Source organism: Lysobacter sp., from assembly GCA_013141175.1.
In the GTDB taxonomy this organism is placed as follows: domain Bacteria; phylum Pseudomonadota; class Gammaproteobacteria; order Xanthomonadales; family Xanthomonadaceae; genus Lysobacter_I.
Genome location: JABFRN010000001.1, coordinates 1 through 22,928 on the forward strand (window position 1 = coordinate 1; position 22,928 = coordinate 22,928).

22 protein-coding genes are annotated in these 22,928 nt (G+C 55.5%); all 22 read left to right on the top strand.

Translation table 11 applies throughout. The features are described from left to right. Positions 1–1,161: 1,161 nt before the first annotated feature. The 22 genes from HOP03_00005 (at position 1,162) to HOP03_00110 (ending at position 22,815) form a co-directional block, all read left to right on the top strand. Positions 1,162–1,377 carry a hypothetical protein gene (locus tag HOP03_00005; GenBank protein ID NOT86544.1) on the top strand — a complete coding sequence of 72 codons (216 nt, stop codon included), beginning with the start codon at positions 1,162–1,164 and terminating at the stop codon, positions 1,375–1,377. A 1,878-nt stretch (positions 1,378–3,255) separates the two neighbouring features. Beyond that, the gene (locus HOP03_00010; GenBank protein NOT86545.1) at positions 3,256–3,612 is read left to right on the top strand and encodes a PDZ domain-containing protein; all 357 of its coding nucleotides are present in this window, start codon (positions 3,256–3,258) and stop codon (positions 3,610–3,612) included. 131 nt (positions 3,613–3,743) lie between these two features. Next, positions 3,744–4,496, top strand: coding sequence for a hypothetical protein (locus HOP03_00015; GenBank protein ID NOT86546.1), 753 nt, complete (start codon positions 3,744–3,746; stop codon positions 4,494–4,496). Between the two features lie 113 nt (positions 4,497–4,609). After that, positions 4,610–5,089: a hypothetical protein gene (locus HOP03_00020; protein NOT86547.1), complete on the top strand. Its 480-nt coding sequence runs from the start codon at positions 4,610–4,612 to the stop codon at positions 5,087–5,089. 1,366 nt (positions 5,090–6,455) lie between these two features. Next, complete coding sequence (locus HOP03_00025) at positions 6,456–7,271, top strand: hypothetical protein (protein NOT86548.1); 816 nt, start codon at positions 6,456–6,458, stop codon at positions 7,269–7,271. Positions 7,272–7,802: 531 nt separating this feature from the next. Beyond that, positions 7,803–8,096, top strand: coding sequence for a hypothetical protein (locus HOP03_00030; protein NOT86549.1), 294 nt, complete (start codon positions 7,803–7,805; stop codon positions 8,094–8,096). A gap of 603 nt (positions 8,097–8,699) precedes the next feature. After that, the gene (locus HOP03_00035) at positions 8,700–8,939 is read left to right on the top strand and encodes a hypothetical protein (protein NOT86550.1); all 240 of its coding nucleotides are present in this window, start codon (positions 8,700–8,702) and stop codon (positions 8,937–8,939) included. Positions 8,940–9,993: 1,054 nt separating this feature from the next. Beyond that, complete coding sequence (locus HOP03_00040; protein NOT86551.1) at positions 9,994–10,359, top strand: hypothetical protein; 366 nt, start codon at positions 9,994–9,996, stop codon at positions 10,357–10,359. A gap of 62 nt (positions 10,360–10,421) precedes the next feature. Beyond that, on the top strand, positions 10,422–10,823 hold the full coding sequence (locus HOP03_00045; GenBank protein ID NOT86552.1) for a hypothetical protein: 402 nt from the start codon (positions 10,422–10,424) through the stop codon (positions 10,821–10,823). A gap of 1,297 nt (positions 10,824–12,120) precedes the next feature. Beyond that, complete coding sequence (locus HOP03_00050; protein ID NOT86553.1) at positions 12,121–12,555, top strand: hypothetical protein; 435 nt, start codon at positions 12,121–12,123, stop codon at positions 12,553–12,555. 109 nt (positions 12,556–12,664) lie between these two features. Beyond that, positions 12,665–13,135: a hypothetical protein gene (locus HOP03_00055; GenBank protein ID NOT86554.1), complete on the top strand. Its 471-nt coding sequence runs from the start codon at positions 12,665–12,667 to the stop codon at positions 13,133–13,135. A gap of 885 nt (positions 13,136–14,020) precedes the next feature. Continuing rightward, the gene (locus HOP03_00060) at positions 14,021–14,311 is read left to right on the top strand and encodes a hypothetical protein (protein NOT86555.1); all 291 of its coding nucleotides are present in this window, start codon (positions 14,021–14,023) and stop codon (positions 14,309–14,311) included. A gap of 538 nt (positions 14,312–14,849) precedes the next feature. Further along, positions 14,850–15,464, top strand: a complete 615-nt coding sequence (locus HOP03_00065) for a hypothetical protein (GenBank protein ID NOT86556.1) — start codon at positions 14,850–14,852, stop codon at positions 15,462–15,464. Positions 15,465–16,064: 600 nt separating this feature from the next. Then, on the top strand, positions 16,065–16,412 hold the full coding sequence (locus tag HOP03_00070) for a hypothetical protein (GenBank protein ID NOT86557.1): 348 nt from the start codon (positions 16,065–16,067) through the stop codon (positions 16,410–16,412). 598 nt (positions 16,413–17,010) lie between these two features. Next, positions 17,011–17,418, top strand: a complete 408-nt coding sequence (locus HOP03_00075) for an ankyrin repeat domain-containing protein (protein NOT86558.1) — start codon at positions 17,011–17,013, stop codon at positions 17,416–17,418. 124 nt (positions 17,419–17,542) lie between these two features. After that, positions 17,543–17,761, top strand: coding sequence for a hypothetical protein (locus HOP03_00080; protein NOT86559.1), 219 nt, complete (start codon positions 17,543–17,545; stop codon positions 17,759–17,761). A gap of 1,088 nt (positions 17,762–18,849) precedes the next feature. Then, positions 18,850–19,242, top strand: a complete 393-nt coding sequence (locus HOP03_00085; GenBank protein ID NOT86560.1) for a hypothetical protein — start codon at positions 18,850–18,852, stop codon at positions 19,240–19,242. Between the two features lie 133 nt (positions 19,243–19,375). Beyond that, the gene (locus tag HOP03_00090) at positions 19,376–19,861 is read left to right on the top strand and encodes a hypothetical protein (protein ID NOT86561.1); all 486 of its coding nucleotides are present in this window, start codon (positions 19,376–19,378) and stop codon (positions 19,859–19,861) included. Positions 19,862–19,985: 124 nt separating this feature from the next. Further along, on the top strand, positions 19,986–20,657 hold the full coding sequence (locus tag HOP03_00095) for a cyclodeaminase/cyclohydrolase family protein (GenBank protein NOT86562.1): 672 nt from the start codon (positions 19,986–19,988) through the stop codon (positions 20,655–20,657). Positions 20,658–20,766: 109 nt separating this feature from the next. Then, positions 20,767–21,282 carry a hypothetical protein gene (locus HOP03_00100; protein ID NOT86563.1) on the top strand — a complete coding sequence of 172 codons (516 nt, stop codon included), beginning with the start codon at positions 20,767–20,769 and terminating at the stop codon, positions 21,280–21,282. Between the two features lie 116 nt (positions 21,283–21,398). Then, positions 21,399–21,773, top strand: coding sequence for a hypothetical protein (locus HOP03_00105; GenBank protein NOT86564.1), 375 nt, complete (start codon positions 21,399–21,401; stop codon positions 21,771–21,773). 664 nt (positions 21,774–22,437) lie between these two features. Next, positions 22,438–22,815, top strand: a complete 378-nt coding sequence (locus HOP03_00110; GenBank protein NOT86565.1) for a DUF3592 domain-containing protein — start codon at positions 22,438–22,440, stop codon at positions 22,813–22,815. Positions 22,816–22,928: the final 113 nt, after the last annotated feature.

A 22,928-nucleotide genomic window follows, 5' to 3' on the forward strand; every position in this document is an offset into this window, starting at 1 on the left:
CGGCCTTTCGGCAAGTTTGTGGTGGTTTCACCCTCCCGGCTTCCTTCCCGCCTAACAAGTCGTTCAAGCCGACGCCGTGTCGTGGCTTCGTTGAAACTTCCGGGTCTGCGGGCAATACTGGCACCCTACCGCCGCGTTCGGCGCGGCTTAACTCCGGCGTTAGGCCTATGAAAAACTTTCTGCAAATGCGCAGCTCAAGGCTTGATTCACCGGCTTCGGTAGGTGCTTCTTTCGGACAGATTCTCGGCGCGTTGCCACTTCGGTGACATCGCTTGGCGCTATGTCCACATCACATGCGTTTCGTTGCCCGGCTTCGGAAACGGTGATAGGCGCGGCCTATCTGTCTGCCACTGATGCGGTCGCTTCGGAGACAACTGGCTCAAAAGCTTCGCCGGGGCGCGCTTCCGGGCATCCAGGCTTCGGCCTTTCGGCAAGTACGCCAAGGCTTCACTTCACCGGCTTCCTTCCCGCCTAACAAGTCGTTCAAGCCGACGCCGTGTCGTGGCTTCGTTGAAACTTCCTGGTCTGCGGGCAATACTGGCTCCCATCCGCCGCGTTCGGCGCGGCTTAACTCCGGCGTTAGGCGGTGAAAAGCGTTCTGTAGTTGTGTCGCCCGCACCTGCAGTTCAATGGCTTCGTTCGGCAGTGCTCTGCGGACAATCTCTGGGCACGTTTCCACTTCGGTGACATCGCCTTGCGCGCTCACACTTCGCATGCGTTACGTTGCCCGGCTTCGGAAGCAGTGATTCGCGCGGCCAAGCTGTCTGCAACTGATGCAGTCGCTTCGCAGACGCCCGGCTGAAAGTTCGCCGGGCGCGCTCAGGCACCTGGTCTTCGGCCTTTCGGCAAGTACGCCAGAGCTTCCTCTCCCCGGCTTCCTTCCCGCCTAACAAGTCGTTCAAGCCGACGCCGTGTCGTGGCTTCGTTGAAACTTCCAGGCATGCAGGCAATACTTGCTACCAACCGCCGCGTTCGGCGCGGCTTAACTCCGGCGTTAGCCATCATGAAAGATTCGTCACATCTTCCCTGCTGGCACTAAAAGCTCTATCGCATGTTCTTCAAATGATCCGACAAATACAAACATGTTGTAACGGCAAGTATCAACGAATCGATCATGCCTATTGCAAGAGGAAAAAGTACGGCGATCCCTTAAATTCATTCTTGACTGAACGAGAAATTGGTGAGGTGACCGGTGGCGGATCCTCGCCAGGGCCAAACGGAGAACCTAATCGAGTTGACGTCAACTTCGATCTTAAAGACCCAGCAGTAAATGCTCTTATTGTCGCAAAGAAGCTCAAGGAACTAGGCGCACCAAAAGGTAGCTATCTGCATTACCGGATCGGTGAACAAGAACATAAAGTCCCAGTAACCAACTGATGGCTAACAATTCGTTCAAGCCGACCCCGCATCGTGGCGTCGGCCACGTGCCTGCGCGCTACGCTAGCACGCGTCCGCCGCCCGCTGCGGGGCGGCTTAACTCAGGCGTTAGCTACCTATGATAGTGCGCTGCAAATTCATCTTAATGCTCGCATTCCTCGCGTCTTCATGTGCAACGCCTGCTAGACGAGATGCGGTGAGCTTCACTTTGCACGCATCGCCCGACCCAGCCGCTTCGTATCAGCTGATGATTTCTCCTCGCAACAACTGCCCAACTCCAAATGGCGAGATCCCCGCAGTGGTTGCTCTGTGGAAAATGCTCGCCAAAGAGCAATGCCAAGGAAGAAAGGTTCAAATCGTTCATAGCCCAGAACCTATACTTGTTGTATCACAGCGCTTCTGTCCAAACTTCACCCAGAAGCGCGGCTACTTTAGTGACGTCGCTGGAGACTTCACTTGTAGGTAGCTAACAATTCGTTCAAGCCGACCCCGCATCGTGGCGTCGGCCACGTGCCTGCGCTACGCTAGCACGCGTCCGCCACCCCGCTGCGGGGCGGCTTAACTCAGGCGTTAGGCGGCAGAAAAGCGTTCTGCAAATGTGCCGTACACAGGCTTTGTTCACCGGCTTCGGTTGGTGCTTCATATCGGAAAGGCTGCCGGCGCGTTACCGCTTCGTCCAAGTCCGCAGGGCGCGCTCACACATCACATGCGTTGCGTTCACCGGCTTCGGCATCAGCGCTTTCTTTCGTTCGGTTTATCGGCTACGCAGACTGTCACTTCTGACAGGTCCAGCTGAAAGTTTGCGGGGCGCGCTCATACTCTCCCGCTTCAGCTTTCGGCAAGTTCGCCAGGGCTTCAACTTCATCGGCATCCCACCCGCCTAACAATTCGTTCAAGCCGACCCCGCGTCGTGGCATCAGCCGTGTGCTTTGCGCTACGCTTGCACACGTCTGCCGCCCCGTCGCGGGTCGGCTTAACTCAGGCGTTATACGCGGTCTAGCAGTAGGTTGTGTGGGTTCACAGTCGCTGCAATTTCATCAGTCATCATGCTGTGCCGCAGCCAAGCACAGCCCGCATTGGTCAGCCCCGTGTTCGCGCCGCTCGCCTTCCGGCGAGACAGCGCTCCGTGTAGTTGTTCGCTCCGTAGCGTGTTCGCTTGATGAAGCGATTCGCACCGGGCGGTCTGCGCTCCGGATGGGCGGCGCTCTGGACTTCGGTGACCAGTCATGGCCGCTGACTGTTATCGCCCCATCCAGTGATGCCCGGCTCCCGATTATCTGCTCCAACAAATCCTGGGAACACTCTCACTTCGCCGGGCTGAGCGTGGTCGCATAACGATTCGTCCAAGCCGACCCCATGTCGTGGCGTCGGCCGTGTGCTTTACGCTACGCTTGCACACGTCCGCCGCCCCGCCACGGGGCGGCTTAACTCAGGCGTTAGGCGGCAGAAAAGCTTTCTGCAAATGTGTCGCTCACAGAGTTGATTCACCTGCTTCGGTGGGTACTTCTTTTCGGAAAGACTGTCGGCGCGTTGCCACTTCGTTCAAGTCTGCAGGGCGCGCTCACAGCTTCACATGTGCGTTGCGCTTGCCGACTTCGGAAGCAACGAGCCTCATCGGTTAGTTTCCCCACGCCGGACCCGCTCCTTCGGAGACGGCCGGCGGAAAGTTCACGGGGCGCGCTCAGACCTTCCCGCTTCGGCTTTCGGCAAGGGCGCCGGGGTTTCACGTCTACCGGCATCCCACCCGCCTAACAATTCGTTCAAGCCGACCCCGCGTCGTGGCGTCAGCCGCGTGCTTTTACGCTACGCTTGCACGCGTCTGCCGCCCCGCCACGGGGCGGCTTAACTCAGGCGTTAGCCCTTCAGCGAGAGATACCAATGACGTTAAATAGAACCGCAAAGACTGCGGCTGCCGTGATACTTCTAGCAATTGCAAGCACCGCATTGGCTGCAAAAGGCAAGCTAGGCTTCGCAACTGAAGCATCAACATCTGGCTTCATCAGTCCGGTGCTTGAAAGTCTGAAGGTAACTATAGTTCGTCCTAAATCACCGGCTGCCGCCGCAGGCTTAAGGTCAGGTGATTACATCACAGCAGTAAACGACCGTTTGACAGCCGGAGCTGATGCGCGAGAAATGGCAGACCAGTTCAAGAGTATAGAAATCGGTCAGAAAATTCGCCTCAAGGTTAAGCGAGGAAATGTTTTCGCCGACATAGAGATTATTGCTGGCCAGTGAAGGGCTAACAATTCGTTCAAGCCGACCCCGCATCGTGGCGTCGGCCACGTGCCTGCGCTACGCTAGCACGCGTCCGCCACCCCGCTGCGGCGCGGCTTAACTCAGGCGTTAGGCCCCACAAGATGCCCCTCATGCAAGCTGAAGCAATGGAAGCGATGACTAGAGCATTCCAGCACATGGAGCGCTCCCTCACGCCACCCGAACGAGTGCCTCATCGCGATTCATTTGTCTTCCGTTATACGAACAAAGGCATTCACGAAGCTCTGGTTCAAAAGCTTGCGAGGAGCATCAGCGGCTTAAACGCAGTCGCAGTGCTACTCGAATCCGGTTACTTCCAAGAGGCTGGCGTTCTTTTCCGTACCTTGGACGAAATTCAGGAAGATATCTTCTTCTTGGCGAGCGCCGAAACGAACGGAGCAAAGACCGAGCGCCACGACCAGTATCTTAATGCCTTTTATGCGGAGGCTGTCTTCTCTCGGCCACAGGGAAGCCTAGAAGTACCGAAGCCCAATTTGGTTCCGCGCAAGAAGATTCGCGCACACACGATGAACACGCTCGGAGATGGGGTGAACGTCTCCCAGGCGTTGGCCGCTGGGGAAAGCGTCAGCACTGCTTACTCGGGGTACGTGCATGCGGCTTCCGAGAATGTAATGGACATGTACGGCGGCGACCCGCCTCACTTCCATCTCACTGGAATGCTCGGAACTCCGCGCGTTGCTACGTGGGCGCAAGAAGCTGAGAATTACTTATATAGGGGCCTTATGGCCACTGTCGTTATCGCAAAGGCGTTTGGTGACCGCCAGCTCGTCGACGAGCTTTACAAGTTCCTCCATGCGTATGAGTTAGCCAATGATCACATCTCAGCGCCGCCGAGTGGGGCCTAACAATTCGTTCAAGCCGACCCCGCATCGTGGCGTCGCCAGCGTGCCTGCGCTACGCTAGCACGCAGTCGCCGCCCCGCTGCGGGGCGGCTTAACTCAGGCGTTAGGGGTCAAAAATGGCATCACCGCAACTTGCAGTTTTTTTATTGCTTCTCAGCGGCTGTGCCACCAGCAGCCATCATACAAATCAAACTGCAATTGATGTGCTTATTGGCTATAACGATGCATACTCAAGCTCATCTGGCATTCTTTCCCGTGACATGTGCACTACGGATGCTTTCATAGTTAAATTTCATCTCGCACAAGAACAGCTCACAAAAATTGGCCACCTCGCCGAGAGCACGGATTTCTTTAGACTACCTAGGTACATAGATGCTGTTTCTGCGCCAGATGACACAATAACTGTCACTGCGCCATGCGCTGAATACTCGCTAGACATCTATCATCGTGGACAACATCATCGCGTTAATTGGGATTGCAGTACCATGTCGGACGGCTCCCCTCCACCGCAAATCGCTGAGACTTTCAATGCTGTTATCAATGTCTTAGCTCCTGCAATCAAAAAGCTGCCCGCGTCCGGGTGCCGCTACTATTGACCCCTAACAATTCGTTCAAGCCGACCCCATGTCGTGGCGTCGGCTGCGTGCTTTACGCTACGCTTGCACGCATCCGCCGCCCCGCCACGGGGCGGCTTAACTCAGGCGTTATACGCGGTCTAGCAGTGGGCTGTATGGCTTGCAGTCGCTGCCACTTCCTCAGTTATCACACTGCACCGCAGCCAAGCACAGCTCGCATTGGTGAGTATTCCGCTCGCACCGCTCGCCTCCCGGCGAGACAGCGCTCCGGTGAGTTGTTCGCTCCGGAACGCATCCGCTTGATGAAGCCATTCGCACCGGACAGTCTGCGCTCCGGATGGGCGGCGCTCTTGGCTTCGGTGGCAGGTCCTGGCCGCCAACCATCCTCGCTCCATGCTGTGCTTCCCGGCTCCCGATTGTCTTCTCCAACAAATCCTGGGGACTGTCTCACTTCGCCGGGCTGAGCGTGGTCGCATAACGATTCGTCCAAGCCGACCCCGTGTCGTGGCGTCGGCCACGTGCTATGCGCTACGCTTGCACGTGTCCGCCGCCCCGCCACGGGTCGGCTTAACTCAGGCGTTAGGCGGCAGTAATCCTTACGCAGTTCACCGCGATCGTCCTGCTCGCTGCTCCGGTCATTTCAGGCCGGCCGCCGTTTTCAACCGCTGCGCTTGTTGTTGTCAGTGTCTATGCATTGCTTCGGCAAGTTCGCAAGGCGCGCTCACATATCTCATGCGTTGCGCTTGTCCGCTTCGGCAACGATGATTGCCTTTCGGAGCGGTTGCTGGCTCCGGACGCTCTGCTTCGGAAGCAGCCGGCGGAAAGTTCACGGGGCGCGCTCAAGCATTCCGGCTTCGGTTCTTCGGCAAGGGCGCCAGCGCTCGATTCGCATCGGCGTCCACCGCCGCCTAACAATTCGTTCAAGCCGACCCCATGTCGTGGCATCGGCCACGTGCTATGCGCTACGCTTGCACGTGTCCGCCGCCCCGCCACGGGGCGGCTTAACTCAGGCGTTAGGCGGCAAAAGCTTTCTACCAGCAGTGCTGCTTTAGTCCGTTCTCGGCTCCGCTCATTTCAGCGCCGTTGCTGCCTTCCACTACTGCGCTTGTGGCTTCTGGGCTATCACGCTTTCCTTCGGATACTTCACTGGGCGCGCTCATGTTTCGCATGTGTTGCGTTTGCTGACTTCGGAAGCAACGATCGGCTTACGGTCGGGTCAGTCGCTCCAGATGGTCCGCTTCGGATAGATCCGGCTGAAAGTTCGCTGTGCGCGCTCAGACAACTGGGCTTCGGCGTTCGGCAGCGCACAATTCAACCGTGGCTCGGGCAGTTGGCCGCTCCGCGACGCCTCGGCCGCCTAACAAGTCGTTCAAGCCGACGCCGTGTCGTGGCTTCGTTGAAACTTACGGGCATGCGGGCAATACTGGCTCCCATCCGCCGCGTTCGGCGCGGCTTAACTCCGGCGTTAGCCTGCGAGGGAGAAATGGAGCACTGGTCACCACTACTACAAACCATCCTATGGGTCGGATTGATCGGCGGGATTGCATACCGTTTCCAAAAGCCCATACATGGGCTCTTGGAGGCGCTCACAGAGAGAATCAAGGCTGGCAGTGATGTTACTGCAGGCCCATTCTCAGTAAAGTCCATGCAATCCCTTCCCCCTCCAGAGCAAGCCGCACGTGCCAACAAAGAGATTGCGGAGGCAAATGAAGTAGCTCACGCTTTGGCACTGCCAGAACCACAAGATGAAGTACAGCCCATCACAGCACCTGCACAGACACCCACGCCGACACCTGAGTTCCGCGCGCAGCATTTTCAGGCAGAGGATCTCGCGCTCCGCGCGGTCCAAGCAGAATTCGGCCAACCAATCAGCAGACAGGTTACAGGCGGACATGATGAAGGATTCGACGGCGCGTTCGTGCTAAATAATAGACTCAACATTGTTGAGATTAAGTACGTATCAAAATCACCGCCAAAAGCGTTGCTACAGCAAGCATTGCACCGCCTCCAATCCTATGTCGCCAGTAATAATTGGAAGAGCGTTAATATAGTTCTAGTTGCTGTAGTTGACCGTACTACTGACATTGAACCAACATTGAAACGTCTCACCGCAGTTGCTGATGAGTCCGCAGTTCCAACAGTAGCTCGCGTGTATGCACTAAGTGAACTGCAAGCAAAGTTCGGCATTGTCGACGCAGGCTAACAATTCGTTCAAGCCGACCCCGTGTCGTGGCGTCGGCTACGTGCTTTACGCTACGCTTGCACGCATCCGCCGCCCCGCCACGGGGCGGCTTAACTCAGGCGTTAGGCGCTTACCTACTGCTGCCGAAAAGGGAGAAAAACATGGGTAGCTTCAGCATATGGCACTGGATCGTCGTGTTATTCATTGTAGGCATTCCAGGTGCAATCGGCTTGATCATTTGGCTGGTAGTCCGCGCTTCAACGCGCCCAGTTGCTCCAGCATCGGCAGCAGCACCGCCACCTCTTCCTGCTTCCGCGCGCTCATCAGTTGAATCTCGCTTGCAAGAAATCACTGACCTCAAGGACAAGGGGTTAATCACGGACACCGAGTATGAGCAGCAACGTGCGTCAATTCTTCACAGTGTCTAGGCGCGCGCCTAACAATTCGTTCAAGCCGACCCCGCATCGTGGCGTCGGCCACGTGCCTGCGCTACGCTAGCACGCGTCCGCCGCCCCGCCACGGGTCGGCTTAACTCAGGCGTTAGGCGCAATCATGCGACTGATATTTCTAATCCTGCTCTTAATCGTATCCCTCGTCGGATGCGATCGCCGCCTCAATAGAGAAATTACCCGAGAAGACGCACTGAAAATTGCTCATAGTGCTGCCAAAAAGCATGGCTATGACATAGATGAGTATATGCTTTCAGACTTTGCCGAAGAATTGAGTCAAGACAAGAAGAAATGGATGTTCCTCTTTCTTAAGAAACCTGTGCCTGCACTTGGCAACCAGTTTGTAGTTGTCGTTGATCGCTCTACAGGAGTTACACATGTAATTCCTGGCGAGTAGAGTTGCGCCTAACAATTCGTTCAAGCCGACCCCATGTCGTGGCGTCGGCCATGTGCTTTACGCTACGCTTGCACACGTCCGCCGCCCCGCCATGGGTCGGCTTAACTCAGGCGTTAGGCGGCAGAAAAACATTCGTTTTCAGCCGCACTTTGCCTGCTCAGCCGCTTCGCTCATTTTCGCTCCGTCACCGTCTTTGGCTGCTGCGCTTGCTGTATTCAGCAATCATGCAATGCTTCGGATCGTTCGTCTGGCGCGCTCAAGGTTCGCAAGCGTTACCTTTTCCCGCTTCGGAAACTGTGGTTGGTGCGGTCTGTGTTCCGCGACTGACACGGTCGCTTCGGAGACACCCGGCTGAAAGTTCTCAGGTGCGCGTCCGGGCCTTCCCGCTTCGTCTTTCGGCAAGTCCGCCTGGGCTTCATCGCCATCAGCATCCCACCCGCCTAACAATTCGTTCAAGCCGACCCCGCGTCGTGGCGTCGGCCACGTGCTATGCGCTACGCTTGCACGTGTCCGCCGCCCCGCCACGGGTCGGCTTAACTCAGGCGTTAGGCGGCTAATCTAGTTCTGCCTCGCGCCAACTATTCATCCAAATGGAGCTTCGCGATGGCAAGTACGCAAAATGCAAAATACAGATTCACGGTCAAGGAAGGTCAACCAACTGCCTCAGGCAAAGATGACGCTCCAATTTCGTTGATGCTTGAACCGACAGAAGGTGAACTGGATATTCTTGAGCCTGGATTTATGTCCCTTCACTTGGCTTCAGGGACAAGTATGAGTGAGGCACATGACCTAGAGAAAAAGCTGAATTTGATAATTAAATCAGTTAGCTTTACAAAGCTGTAGGTTTCAATATTCAGGTCGCGCCGCCTAACAATTCGTTCAAGCCGACCCCGCGTCGTGGCGTCGGCTGCGTGCTTTGCGCTACGCTTGCACGCAACCGCCGCCCCGCCACGGGGCGGCTTAACTCAGGCGTTAGGCGCCTAGGAAAGTTCGCAATTACCGACCTAAAAGCGAGGCGGTATCAGTTGTCACCCTCTTCAGCGGACATAGCATTTCACTTCGCGCCCTACTTCTCGGGGCAAGCCGCTGTAACCAATTGATTCCTTTCCTGGTTTCGCTGTTGACGGGCGCCAGGGAAAGAGCGAGCATCTCAATACCGCCCCAAATATGGGGTCGACTAAGCGTTAGGCCGCAAAAAAGCTGGCACTTTCCGAGAGTCGAGACATGGTGCCCATGCAGCTATGCTACTAGCCGAAGCTTCGGCCGCACTTGGCGTTGATTGGCCTTGATATCCGCGAGCTCCAAAGCTCGGCGTGCTGCATCACGGGCTGCCTGCTCAATGATGTTGTCCATGCCCCCAGCGTCCGAAATACGCACGTTACGTGCTGCGCCGCCGCTAACAATCTTTCCGCTCTTTGCCCGTACCCGGCTGCACCATGAATCCATCATCCGATCCTCTGAAGATAACGTTGTATTAGCTATATGTAGCGCTGCAGTTTCGGCACTTCCCACTAAAAACGGTCAACTTATTGCAGTTTGCACACTTCGAGCCTCGGCCACCCTTACCGCCATTCGCCGGAAGCTTCATCTCGTAGCTACATTTCGTACACTTTCTCCCAGTCGACGTCTCAAAAAAGGTCTGCTCGTCGCACTTGGGGCATCGTTTTCCTGCCATCGGTTCGCCTGATGTATGTGTGTATGTAATTGTGTTTATATGCTTCCACCGGGTCATTGTCAAGAGCTCCATCGGCTATCGTCAGAGCTTGCGGCCTAACAATTCGTTCAAGCCGACCCCGTGTCGTGGCGTCGGCCACGCGCTTTTGCGCTACGCTTGCACGTGTCCGCCGCCCCGCCACGGGGCGGCTTAACTCAGGCGTTAGCCCTCAGGAGAAAATATATGCGCGATGGACTACTTGAAATAATTGTCAGATTTTCGGAAGGCGATGATGCCCTGGAAATGCCGATTACTCTGATTGTCGGTGGATTGCTTGTAACAGGCCACATAATCAGTAAAAAGAAATATGTAGAACAGAACACACTTACTGCGCACATAAAAAAGCTAATGGAATCAATACCAGAAGAGGATAATACTCCTGAGCCTGAAGATGACGGAAAGCGCGAGTACATACATTTGCGCGATGCGCGATATTTATCTCCCGGCCAAGGCCCACTTCCGTCAACTGGATCAATTCAATGCCGGATCAAGCTATCTGATGTATCTGGCTTTAATTTCGGCAATTTTTCATCTTCGGCTGAGGGCTAACAATTCGTTCAAGCCGACCCCGTGTCGTGGCGTCGGCCACGTGCTATGCGCTACGCTTGCACGTGTCCGCCGCCCCGCCACAGGGCGGCTTAACTCAGGCGTTAGGGGGCACAGTGCCGTTTCACTATGGTCTTGGCTATCTGGCAATCGTCACGATCCCAATTGTCGTGGGCGTTGCTGTTGTCGTCGCAGCCATTAAAGGCAAACTGCCGATCCTGACCATACTCTTTATTACCCCAATCGGCATGCTACTTACCTTTGTGCTGACAACCTTCATCGTAGTTAGGTGTTCAAACTCATATGACGTTGTGCTCGCGGCCAAAAAGTTGCTCAATCCTACTGAGCGTAAGACCTTGCATGGTGCAGGATTTATTTGCCCAAACGTATACACTTTTCAGCGGGCAGGCAAAAAGACTTGCCTGGTGTCGGACGGAGATGGCGGGGCATTTGTCGGCTGCGGATAGAGTGCCCCCTAACAATTCGTTCAAGCCGACCCCGCATCGTGGCGTCGGCCACGTGCGTACGCTACGCTAGCACGCGTCCGCCGCCCCGCTGCGGGGCGGCTTAACTCAGGCGTTAGGCGGCAGAAAAACATTCGTTTTCAGCCGCGCTTTGCTAGCTCAGCCACTCCGCTCATTTTCGCTCCGTTACCGTCTTTGGCTGCTGCGCTTGTTGTATTCAGCAATCATGCAATCCTTCGGATAGTTCGTCAGGCGCGCTCAAGGTTCGCAAACGTTGCGTTTCCCGCTTCGGAAACAGTGGTTAGTGCGGTCTCTGTTCCGCGACTGACACGATCGCTTCGGAGACACCCGACTGAAACTTCTCGGGTCGCGTCCGGGCCTTCCCACTTCGTTTTCGGCAAGTGCGTCGGGGCTCGGTCAGCATCGGCATCCACCGCCGCCTAACAATTCGTTCAAGCCGACCCCGTGTCGTGGCGTCGCCCGCGTGCCTACGCTACGCTAGCACGCAGTCGCCGCCCCGCCACGGGTCGGCTTAACTCAGGCGTTAGGCGGCAAAAAGCATTCCGCAGTTGCATTTTCAGTGCTTCAACTGCTCGGCTTCGGTTGGCATTGCTCTTCGGACAGGCTCTCGGCCCGCTCACCCTGCGGTCACATTCGTCAGCGCGCTCATACATTGCATGCGTTGCGCTTACCGGCGTCGGTGGCAATGATTGGCTTGCGTTCGGTTTGTCCGCTCCAGATGCGGTCGCTTCGGTGACGGCCGGCGGAAAATTCACGGGGCGCACTCAAGCATCTGGTCTTCGGCCTTTCGGCAAGTTCGTCATAGCGTCACCCTCGCCGGCTTCCTTCCCGCCTAACAAGTCATTCAAGCCGACGCCGTGTCTCCGCTTCGTTGAAACTTCCGGGCATGCAAGCAATACTGGCTCCCATCCGTCGCGTTCGGCGCGGCTTAATTCCGGCGTTAGGCGGTGAAAAGCGTTTTGTAGCTGTGTTGTCCGCAACTGCAATTCATAGGCTTCGGTTGGCAGTACTCTTCAGATAAGTTCTCGGCACGTTGCGGCTTCGGTGACATCGCTGGGCGCGCTCACACATCGCATGCGTTGCGTTCACCGGCTTCGGAAGCCGCGATTTCTTTCGTCCAGTTTGCCGGCTCCACATGCTGTCACTTCTGACAGGCCCAGATGAAAGTTCGCGGGGCGCGCTCAGGCATCCTGGCTTCGGCCTTTCGGCAAGTACGTCAGGGTTTCACCCTCCCCGGCTTCCTTCCCGCCTAACAAGTCGTTCAAGCCGACGCCGTGTCGTGGCTTCGTTGAAACTTCCCAGCGTGCGGGCAATACTGGCTCACATCCGCCGCGTTCGGCGCGGCTTAACTCCGGCGTTAGGCAGCAAAATTGAGTCCGCTTATATGCTGACAAATCTTTACAAGGCAAATGTCTTAGCTGCTTCTACTTACGCCATAGTGAGTTTCTTCGTGTGCTCAAATTACGAGCTATGGCTACCACATCCAGTTGGTCATATATTTCCAACAGCAAGCGTTATCGTCTCAGTGATTTGGTCTCTACACTGCTGGCAACTCGGCATTGCACGTGGCTACCCCAACAAAACAGCCATCCATAATGCGGCTTATCCATTGGCTATCTCACTGATCGCTGGATTCGCTTGCTGGATCCACTATGAAATGGAGATTGTTCAATCCTTCAAAGCCATAGAGTGGTTTCACGGGTCTGCTGCCTAACAATTCGTTCAAGCCGACCCCGTGTCGTGGCGTCGGCCGCGTGCCTACGCTACGCTAGCACGCATCCGTCGCCCCGCCACGGGGCGGCTTAACTCAGGCGTTAGGTGCCATGGGAAAGTTCATCGTCAATCTACTCATAAGCCTAGTTACATTTCCATTGGTATATGCAGTTGCATCGCTTGCTAGCTTTGCGTGGATTGATGCCTTCTTAGCCGATCGAATCTTCACTGAATACTTCGGCTTCATGGCTGGTGACAGCCTGTTGGTCTGGGCTTTTTACTTCATCTTCTTTGTGGCAGTGGGCATTGGCTTTCCAGCCCTTCTGCGGACCCATCGGCCACTCATATGGGCCACTAGCTTCGGCCTCGCATACTCGCTCTATCGTTTAGTCGCTGGAACACACTACATCTTCTACCCCGACATGCACTTGTATGTGCAACTCGCAGGGGAGTACGCCATGCCCGTACTTGGCTGTGCAGTGGGTGCTTTGCTTGGCCGCAGGATACGCGGCATGGCACCTAACAATTCGTTCAAGCCGACCCCACATCGTGGCGTCGGCCGCGTGCCTAAGCTACGCTAGCACGCGTCCGCCGCCCCGCTGCGGGGCGGCTTAACTCAGGCGTTAGGCGGTGAAAAGCATTCTGTAGTTGTGTCGTTCGCAACTGCACTTCATCGGCTTCGGTTGGCAGTGCTCTTCGGACATTCTTTGGGCACGCTCCTACTTCGGTGACATCGTTTGGCGCGCTCGCACTTCACATGCGTTGCGTTGACCGGCTTCGGAAACGGTGATTCGCGCGGCTAAGCTCTCTGCCACTGATGCAGTCGCTTCGGAGACTCCCGGCTGAAAGTTCGCCGGGCGCGCTCAGGCCTCTGGGCTTCGGTCTTTCGGCAAGCACACCAAGGTTTCACCTTCACCGGCTTCCTTCCCGCCTAACAAGTCGTTCAAGCCGACGCCGTGTCGTGGCTTCGTTGAAACTTACTGGCATGCGAGCAATACTGGCCCCCAACCGCCGCGTTCGGCGCGGCTTAACTCCGGCGTTAGGCGGTGAAAAGCGTTTTGTAGTTGTGTTGTCCGCAACTGCGGTTCATCAGCTTCGGTTTGCAGTGCTCTTCGGACACTTTCTCGTCGCGTTGCCACTTCGGTGACATCGCTTGGCGCGCTCACACATCTCATGCGTTGCGTTCACCGGCTTCGGGAATTGCGCTTTCTTTCGTCCAGGTTGCCGGATCCACATGCTGTCACTTCTGACAGGTCCAGCTGAAAGTTCGCGGGGCGCGCTCAGGCATCCGGGCTTCGGCCTTTCGGCAAGTACGCCAGGGCTTCACCCTCACCGGCTTCCTTCCCGCCTAACAAGTCGTTCAAGCCGACGCCGTGTCGTGGCTTCGTTGAAACTTCCCGGCATGCGGGCAATACTGGCTCCCATCCGCCGCGTTCGGCGCGGCTTAACTCCGGCGTTAGACCTGCATGGAACTACCCAGCGACGTTAAAACATTCATTGAGGGCAACTTTCCACTCGATCAGCGGGAGGAGGCGCTATCCATCCTCTCTCAAGCCCGCATCGAAGACGGTACAGTCCCCAATCCTCGCCTCGTTCGGTGCGCTGCTTTTGCAAGCCATGGCAGTTTGCTGCAGTTGAAACAGCTCGCTGCATTGCTGGCGGTAGATTGGAGGGATGTGATAGTGGCGGGCGAGTACGAATTGCATGATGAGGTGCTGGTGCGCATTCGTGACCTGAGCCTGCCGCTGCAGGTCTAACAATTCGTTCAAGCCGACCCCGTGTCGTGGCGTCGGCCGCGTGCCTACGCTACGCTAGCACGCGTCCGCCGCCCCGCCACGGGTCGGCTTAACTCAGGCGTTAGGCGGCAGAAAAGCGTTCTGCAAATGTGCCGCTCACGGACTTTGTTCACCGGCTTCTGTCGGCAGTGCTCGTCGGACAGGCTATCGGCGCGTTGCCGCTTCTTTCAAGTCCGCAGGGCGCGCTCATCGTTCACATGTGCGTCGCGCTTACCGGCTTCGGAAGCAATGTTCGTCTGCTGCTAGTTTCCCTGCGCCGGACCCGCTCCTTCGGAGACGGCCGGCGGAAAGTTCGCGGGGCGCGCTCATGCTCTCCCGCTTCGGCCTTCGGAAAGTCCACCAGGGCTTCAACTCCGTCGGCATCCCACCCGCCTAACAATTCGTTCAAGCCGACCCCGTGTCGTGGCGTCGGCCACGTGCTTTTGCGCTACGCTTGCACGTGTCCGCCGCCCCGCCACGGGTCGGCTTAACTCAGGCGTTAGCTCTCAGGAATTATATAATGGCACACGAAGAAGAGCAGGAAGGATTTCTGCGCGATGATTCTTTGGAGAATCGTGTAACTAAACAAAGTAAAACAGACTGGTGGCAAACGATTGGGGTTTTCGCATCTTTCTTATTCGGAATATGGGGAGCCGGGCTAAGCTCGTGGCAGTACTATGAATCAAAAATTAGGGATAGCCCAATAATTTATGGTCTTCTCACAGTGTCACCGTCAACAACAGTGATATCGCCTTCAGGATATGATGTAGCGCTTAAGATTCATAATGCGGGGACTAATACCATAACGCTAGAACCAACAATGCAGCTCACCATGTTCGCGCCTAACGGGTCCATTGTACCTCATAGTTATTTTAAGCCTGAGTTATCTGTTGACGAAGATGAAAATGTTCAACTCCTCCTCCCGCTAAGTATTGATCCTGGCAAATCTGGAGTAATTAAGAAACGCATAATGTCACCTAGTGAGATATTTAAAGAAAAAATTCAATACGCAGTAATCATTACAGACTCTAGAAATCAGAAATACCGCGATACTTTTTCAGAAAATAGTATTACTGTAAGAGACAAGGATGAAATCTATCAACAGTTTGAATATCGTGTGCTAATACGACTCTGAGAGCTAACAATTCGTTCAAGCCGACCCCATGTCGTGGCGTCGGCTGCATGCTTTACGCTACGCTTGCACGCATCCGCCGCCCCGCCACGGGTCGGCTTAACTCAGGCGTTATACGCGGTCTAGCAGTAGGTTGTGTGGGTTCACAGTCGCTGCAATTTCATCAGTCATCATGCTGTGCCGCAGCCAAGCACAGCCCGCATTGGTCAGCCCCGTGTTCGCCGCCGCTCGCCTTCCGGCGAGACAGCGCTCCGTGTAGTTGTTCGCTCCGTAGCGTGTTCGCTTGATGAAGCGATTCGCACCGGGCGGTCTGCGCTCCGGATGGGCGGCGCTCTGGACTTCGGTGACCAGTCATGGCCGCTGACTGTTATCGCCCCATCCAGTGATGCCCGGCTCCCGATTATCTGCTCCAACAAATCCTGGGAACACTCTCACTTCGCCGGGCTGAGCGTGGTCGCATAACGATTCGTCCAAGCCGACCCCATGTCGTGGCGTCGGCCGTGTGCTTTACGCTACGCTTGCACACGTCCGCCGCCCCGCCACGGGTCGGCTTAACTCAGGCGTTAGGCCCTGTCCAAAGAATCACGTCAAGGAAGCACTTGAATGAATTTCTCGGAAAACCTCCTGCACACGCTGATAGCTCAAGCTGAAGCTTCCGATATTGATGCGGTGTATACCGACGATAACAATGAATACATTGTTGAGAAGTTTTTTATAACTAATCATGGTGCTTTCAACTACCGGCTGGCGATTAAAAGATTAGATAATGGGCTCATTCGGTCATGGCGCACTCTTCAAGACATAAAAAATAGCATTGTCGGAGAAGATGTAGTAGCAGTTGAAATCTATCCCCGAGAGTCAGATGTGACCGACACGGCAAATATTTACCATCTCTGGGTTTTCAAAGATGGACTTTCTCCAAACGTCGCCATAATTCCACCACAGAAATGACACCATACGGGCCTAACAATTCGTTCAAGCCGACCCCGCATCGTGGCGTCGGCCACGTGCCTGCGCTACGCTAGCACGCGTCCGCCGCCCCGCTGCGGGGCGGCTTAACTCAGGCGTTATGCGCGGTCTAGCAGCGTGTTGTGCGGGTTCACTGCAACTGCTGCTTCATCAGTCATCACGCTGTTCCGCAGCCAAGCAAAGCCCGCATTGGTCAGTTCAATGTTCGCGCCGCTCGCCTTCCGGCGAGACAGCGCTCCGGTTAGTTGTTCGCGCCGGATGGTACCCGCTTGATGAAACTGCTCGCACCGGAGAGTCTGCGCTCCGGATGGGCGGCGCCCTGGGCTTCGGTGGCCAGTCATGGCCGCCAACCATCCTTGCTCCATCCTGTGTTAACCGGCCCCCGATTGTCTGCGCCAACAAACCCTGGGGACACTCTCACTTCGCCGGGCTTCTGGTGGTCGCATAACAGTTCGTCCAAGCCGACCCCATGTCGTGGCGTCGGCTGCGTGCTTTACGCTACGCTTGCACCCATCCGCCGCCCCGCCAAGGGTCGGCTTAACTCAGGCGTTAGGCCTCACATCGTGTGGAGGATGGCCCCATGAAGAAAGATCGCCCAGACGTTGACCGAGCAGGTCGAACCGCGCTCCATTACGCCGCCTTGAACGGAGACCTTGCAGAGACCGTTAGGTTACTTGCTTCTGGCTTAGATCCGCGGGCCACAGATGACAATGGTTTCACCCCGCTCCATTTCGCGACTCAATCCAGTTCAATTCCTGTAAGTGAAGCGCTGCTCTCAGCTGGTGCTGAGATCAACGCGGTCGATCGGAATGGCAACAGCCCTCTCTCAAATGCTGTTTTCTATTCCGGCGGAAAAGGTAGTCTTATCGCCCTACTCATCAATGCTGGCGCCGACCCTGATTTGAAGAATTTCCACGGCGTTTCACCGATCGGCCTTGCCCAGACCATGGCAAATCCAGATTTGATCAAGTTCTTTGATCCGGCGTAGTTGAGGACGGCCTAACAATTCGTTCAAGCCGACCCCGCATCGTGGCGTCGGCCACGTGCCTACGCTACGCTAGCACGCGTCCGCCACCCCGCTGCGGGGCGGCTTAACTCAGGCGTTAGGCCCCATGACCAAGCATCGACTACTGGCTGTGTTAATTGGATTTTTTTCTGCCGGATGGATAGCACCGCTTTGGTGTGGCGTTTATTTTCTTATGATGCACTGGCAAGCAGAAGCTCTGCCGTTACTTACTGGGCAACAAACAACATTCAGTTCATTTTCCTTAGTGGATGCTTCTCTTGAAAGCTTTGGCATTGCATTTATTTGGCTCTTTGCAGCCATTTAATTTTTCTCATATAAATGCCATATGAAAAATTCACGCAAACATGTGTCCTAACAAGAGTCAAAGCATCTGAGAAAATGCTTGGTGAATCAGACCTAGAACCCCGGCTGGGGCCTAACAATTCGTTCAAGCCGACCCCGCATCGTGGCGTCGGCCACGTGCCTACGCTACGCTAGCACGCGTCCGTCGCCCCGCTGCGGGGCGGCTTAACTCAGGCGTTAGGCGGCAGAAAAACGTTCGTTTTCCGCCGCCGATTTGCTTGTCTGTCCAACTGTACCGCTCATTGCCGCGTCTTTGCCGTTTTCAACTGCTGCGCTCATTGCGCTCGGCAATCATGCATTGCTTCGGTACGTTTGCGGGGCGCGCTCAAACTTCGCATGCGTTACGTTCGCCGGCATCGGAAACGCTGATTGGGTTTCAGTGAGTTTCTCGGCTCCAGATACAGTCGCTTAGGAGACATCGAGGAAAGTTCTCAGGGCGCGCTCGGGCCTCACCGCTTCGGCTTTCGGAAGCATTGGCCGGGCTCATGTCGCGCCGGCATCCTCCGCCGCCTAACAATTCGTTCAAGCCGACCCCGTGTCGTGGCGTCGGCCACGTGCTATGCGCTACGCTTGCACGCGTCCGCCGCTCCGCCACAGGGCGGCTTAACTCAAGCGTTAGGCGGCAGAAAAGCGTTCTGCAATTGTGTTGCTCGCAAACTTAATTTCCTGGCTTCGGCTAGCGTTGCTCTTCGGCCAGGTTCTTGGCACGCTGCTTCTTCGGTCAAGTCCGTGTGGCGCGCTCACACTACGCATGCGTTGCGTTGGCCGGCTTCGGAAACGGTGATTGGTGTCGTCATGTTCTCCGCTGCTGATGCAGTCGCTTCGGTAACGTCTGGGGGAGAGTTCTCGGATCCGCGCTCGGGCTTTCCCGCTTCGGCTTTCGGCAAGTGCATCCGGGCTCGGTGCGCATCAGCATCCCCCGCCACCTAACAATTCGTTCAAGCCGACCCCGTGTCGTGGCGACGGCCACGTGCTATACGCTACGCTTGCACATGTCCGCCGCCCCGCCACAGGGCGGCTTAACTCAAGCGTTAGACCGACAGGATTGCCATGCACACATCTGCACGTTTGTACATCACTGTGATTCTCAGCATATTGGCCACTTTTGCAATTGCGGCTGATGGTGATTTTCAGAGAAATGTGAATAAGGCTCAAGCTAATGGTCGTACCCAGGCAGGCGCGACATACGACGCGACACTTGGAAAAATGCTGCAAAATAACGCCAAGTTTGAGTCCGGCATGACCGATTGCTTGACAAAGAATCCCGGCACTCAATCAGTTCGTGGCTATTTTCACTTCATATCTGCAACTAAATATCAGGTGGTTCTTGAGCCTCAAAATGATTTTTCGGCTTGCCTCGCCAATGCCTTGGAGGGTCTTAATTTACCTGAGCCCCCAAGCATCCCTTACTTCAACAGCTTTTCGTTTTCAACTGTCCCGTGAGTCGGTCTAACAATTCGTTCAAGCCGACCCCGTGTCGTGGCGTCGGCCGTGTGCTTTGCGCTACGCTTGCACACGTCCGCCGCCCCGCCACAGGGCGGCTTAACTCAAGCGTTAGATTTGCTAGGAGGCAACTGTGTCAACATTGAGCAATAAAGACCAAGCAGCACTGGCATCCCGCGGAATCTTCGTTACCACCAGATTATCCGAATCCGAAATCGGACTAACTCCCGTTGGCATTTCCTGGCTATTAAACTACCTTCACTCATCAGGAAAAATCGGCTCAAGCCTCAATCTCAAGCTCCTGAAAGATGTTGCCAAATTTCAGGCAATGAAAAACGCCTGGCGCGAGCTACGATTTATGGCGGTTCCGATACCTGTGTACAGCACAAACTACTTTCAACTGACTTTCTATCTTGAAGGCTCACCACCAAGAGCATTTCTGGCATTTTCTCCCAGCATTTCGTCAATTCCGGAGATCTTCGATGTTCCACACATGCAGGAAGGCGTGTTCAAAACTCGCAACGACCAGATAGTACAAATTATGTTCTCCGCGATCGAGGTCGAGCAGTTGTCAAAAGGCAATCGTCTCGCTGCCGACGTCAGTGGGCAGCAAATCTAACAATTCGTTCAAGCCGACCCCGCATCGTGGCGTCGGCCACGTGCTTTACGCTACGCTAGCACGCGTCCGCCACCCCGCTGCGGGGCGGCTTAACTCAGGCGTTAGCCCTTACCAGAAGTTACTCATGGCCCAAGAACTGATCAAGCTTCCAACTGACCAACTACTTACAAAATTCGGCTCCGGCGGTCACAAACCCGGATCAGGAAGTGCTGCGGCGTTGCTTGGTCTTGTCGCCTGCAAGCTGACTCAGACTGTTGTGTCTTTGTCAGCTGGCAGGGATCAGTATCAAGGTGTTGAGGCTCAGTTAACTCTGGCAAACCAAGACGTTCTTGACGGTATAGAACCCGTACTGTTGGCTGCCGTGCAAGAAGATTCAGAACAATTCGACCGGGTGATACAGGCACGTCGTCTAAGAGATGCAGAAGCAGACAAAGCAAAGAAGAGGCAACTTTCTGAAAAGGCATTAAGCGAGCTAAGGGATGCAACTGAAATTCCAATTCGCATTGCTGAGACATGCCTGCATCTTGCAGAAAAAGCTATCGTTGTTTTTGATCTTGGGTTCAAAGCTGCACGAGGCGATTCAGGCGTAGCCATAAGTTCAGCTCTTGCGGGTTCTTCTGGCGCAATCTCCATAATTTATCTCAATCTAACAAGTTTCAAAGGCGGTGAATGGGCTATTCAGACCAGAAAAAAAGCTGACGATCTATCTCAGAGAACTCAAGCTTTGCAGCTACAGCTGCTGGAACGAATAACTCGCCTCCAACAAGAGGTGATACTACGCGAGGGTCAGGGCTAACAATTCGTTCAAGCCGACCCCGCATCGTGGCGTCGGCCACGTGCCTGCGCTACGCTAGCACGCGTCCGCCACCCCGCTGCGGGGCGGCTTAACTCAGGCGTTAGGCCTCATGACAAAGATTTTCAAGGCTCACTTAGCAGTACTGATAATTGCTCTTGCAAGTTGCGCATCTGTTCAGGTATCTCCTCCTCGGGCAGGCTCTTGGACTGATCTGTGCTACACAGACTTTGATCGTGATGTTTCGGAAACAGTTGGGGAACCTGTTGTTGACTGCGGTTTCTTGTCGGCCATCTCTTCAAAGACTGATCGTTCTGCCACAAAAGCCTGCGCTAGAGATGCAGTAAATAACGGCAAACCATTTAAATTCGGATATAGCAGCTTTGGCTACGACTCTGCTTTTTGTGATGTTGCACTACGGCGAGCTGATGGACAGCTTATTTCATTCTTTTTCGACTCAGACGTGACCGGCCAATTCGGCACTAACGGCAACAACTCCACTGTGTGGACATCGCGCTGCTCGGCTATTGAGTTCAAGCCCGGCACTATAGGCCACGGCAGCTTTTTCGACATGCAAGGATGCGTAGAGGCGCCTGAGATATTTTCTGGCTTGTCTAGTCGGAAATGAGGCCTAACAATTCGTTCAAGCCGACCCCGCATCGTGGCGGCAACAGCGTGCTTTGCGCTACGCTGCACGCTGTTGCCGCCCCGCTGCGGGGCGGCTTAACTCAGGCGTTAGCGCCCATGAAGTACGTATTCGCAACTTGGGGTTTGATCATCTCTGCGCTGCTAGCCAACCCGGTTAGTGCCTGCATACCCATCCCGCCAAATCCAAACGAAGATGCTGCAGCGGATGCTGTCTTCTTCGGCGTTGTCGTTGCCATACGCCAACTGCCCTCCGAAGGACCACTCATTGAGTCCGCTTTAACTATCGAAAAATCCAAATTACTGAAGGGTTCTGCGCCACCCAATATTGAAGTAACACCTCGCTGCGGTGACTACTACCCAAGCCTCAATGAGCGGGTAATTGTGGTTCGCCTCGACAACTACGACATTGTTCGCCGTGCCGGAGGCCAATACGAGCGTCTTCTGCTTTCCGCACTCGGGCATGGGCGCTAACAATTCGTTCAAGCCGACCCCGCATCGTGGCGTCGGCCACGTGCCTGCGCTACGCTAGCACGCGTCCGCCGCCCCGCCACAGGGCGGCTTAACTCAGGCGTTAGGGCCCGCATGGCAAAGAATCGTGATCTGAAAGGAATTGCCTGTGGCGTTGCCGAGAGTTTCATTAGCCGCAACAACGATATTCCGGGTTATTGAGGCATAGGCATGCTCTACAAAGAATCTATTGAACACTCCGTAACGGTCATTGAGCTTGATCTCATCACAGGTCAATCTCTGCCGGATGCTCCAGCCTCACAAGCTGCCGTTTCGCATTACTCCACGTACATTACTAAACGACTCGCTGGCCAGCAGATTCTCGCTGGTAGAATTACGCTTGAGTTCGGCACTTTTGGCAAAGCAATACAACCTTGGACGTTCTCCTACGGCGACCCATTCGCCTGCACCGTACTGCTCACTTCCTCAGCCGGGCGGACATATGTTTGCTGCAGGGGCGGTCGTAGCAGGCCACATTCAAGTATTGAGTCTCGCAGGTATCAGGGCGGGCCCTAACAATTCGTTCAAGCCGACCCCGCATCGTGGCGCCGGCCACGTGCCTACGCTACTCTAGCACGCGTCCGCCGCCCCGCCACGGGGCGGCTTAACTCAGGCGTTAGGTGCCACAATGAACGCATACCTGATCGGCATTGGTATAGCGTGCCTAGCATCGGCAGTTTTCTTGCTGTGCAGGCGCCTCCTTGTCTTATTTGTTGGAGTGTCCGTGACCGGACACGTGATGGGGCACGAGGCACGTACGGATGATGGCTCTGTTTCTTACCTGCCAATCGTTGAGTTCAAGGACTCATGGGGCGTCGCACATCGGTTCACCTCGGTTGCAGGGCGCTCTACGCGCCATCCACTGCAAGGGACAAATGTAGTTGTACGCTACCTCCCCGCCCACCCCAAGATTGCATTCATTCAATCGTTTCTTCACATGTGGGCCGCGCCATTGGTTTTAGTCGTGCTTGGATTAGCCGCGTTATACGTCTTCGCACAAAGGTAGCTGGGTGGCACCTAACAATTCGTTCAAGCCGACCCCGCATCGTGGCGTCGGCCACGTGCCTACGCTACGCTAGCACGCGTCCGTCACCCCGCTGTGGGGCGGCTTAACTCAGG

What these genes read in the sequence shown, in the direction of transcription:
- HOP03_00065 (NOT86556.1), top strand. Translation starts at nt 14,850, where the DNA reads ATGGCACACGAAGAAGAGCAGGAAGGATTTCTGCGCGATGATTCTTTG.
- HOP03_00070 (NOT86557.1), top strand. Translation starts at nt 16,065, where the DNA reads ATGAATTTCTCGGAAAACCTCCTGCACACGCTGATAGCTCAAGCTGAA.
- HOP03_00010 (NOT86545.1), top strand. Translation starts at nt 3,256, where the DNA reads ATGACGTTAAATAGAACCGCAAAGACTGCGGCTGCCGTGATACTTCTA.
- HOP03_00030 (NOT86549.1), top strand. Translation starts at nt 7,803, where the DNA reads ATGCGACTGATATTTCTAATCCTGCTCTTAATCGTATCCCTCGTCGGA.
- HOP03_00040 (NOT86551.1), top strand. Translation starts at nt 9,994, where the DNA reads ATGCGCGATGGACTACTTGAAATAATTGTCAGATTTTCGGAAGGCGAT.
- HOP03_00055 (NOT86554.1), top strand. Translation starts at nt 12,665, where the DNA reads ATGGGAAAGTTCATCGTCAATCTACTCATAAGCCTAGTTACATTTCCA.
- HOP03_00100 (NOT86563.1), top strand. Translation starts at nt 20,767, where the DNA reads ATGACAAAGATTTTCAAGGCTCACTTAGCAGTACTGATAATTGCTCTT.
- HOP03_00015 (NOT86546.1), top strand. Translation starts at nt 3,744, where the DNA reads ATGCAAGCTGAAGCAATGGAAGCGATGACTAGAGCATTCCAGCACATG.
- HOP03_00085 (NOT86560.1), top strand. Translation starts at nt 18,850, where the DNA reads ATGCACACATCTGCACGTTTGTACATCACTGTGATTCTCAGCATATTG.
- HOP03_00020 (NOT86547.1), top strand. Translation starts at nt 4,610, where the DNA reads ATGGCATCACCGCAACTTGCAGTTTTTTTATTGCTTCTCAGCGGCTGT.
- HOP03_00080 (NOT86559.1), top strand. Translation starts at nt 17,543, where the DNA reads ATGACCAAGCATCGACTACTGGCTGTGTTAATTGGATTTTTTTCTGCC.
- HOP03_00095 (NOT86562.1), top strand. Translation starts at nt 19,986, where the DNA reads ATGGCCCAAGAACTGATCAAGCTTCCAACTGACCAACTACTTACAAAA.
- HOP03_00035 (NOT86550.1), top strand. Translation starts at nt 8,700, where the DNA reads ATGGCAAGTACGCAAAATGCAAAATACAGATTCACGGTCAAGGAAGGT.
- HOP03_00075 (NOT86558.1), top strand. Translation starts at nt 17,011, where the DNA reads ATGAAGAAAGATCGCCCAGACGTTGACCGAGCAGGTCGAACCGCGCTC.
- HOP03_00060 (NOT86555.1), top strand. Translation starts at nt 14,021, where the DNA reads ATGGAACTACCCAGCGACGTTAAAACATTCATTGAGGGCAACTTTCCA.
- HOP03_00110 (NOT86565.1), top strand. Translation starts at nt 22,438, where the DNA reads ATGAACGCATACCTGATCGGCATTGGTATAGCGTGCCTAGCATCGGCA.
- HOP03_00105 (NOT86564.1), top strand. Translation starts at nt 21,399, where the DNA reads ATGAAGTACGTATTCGCAACTTGGGGTTTGATCATCTCTGCGCTGCTA.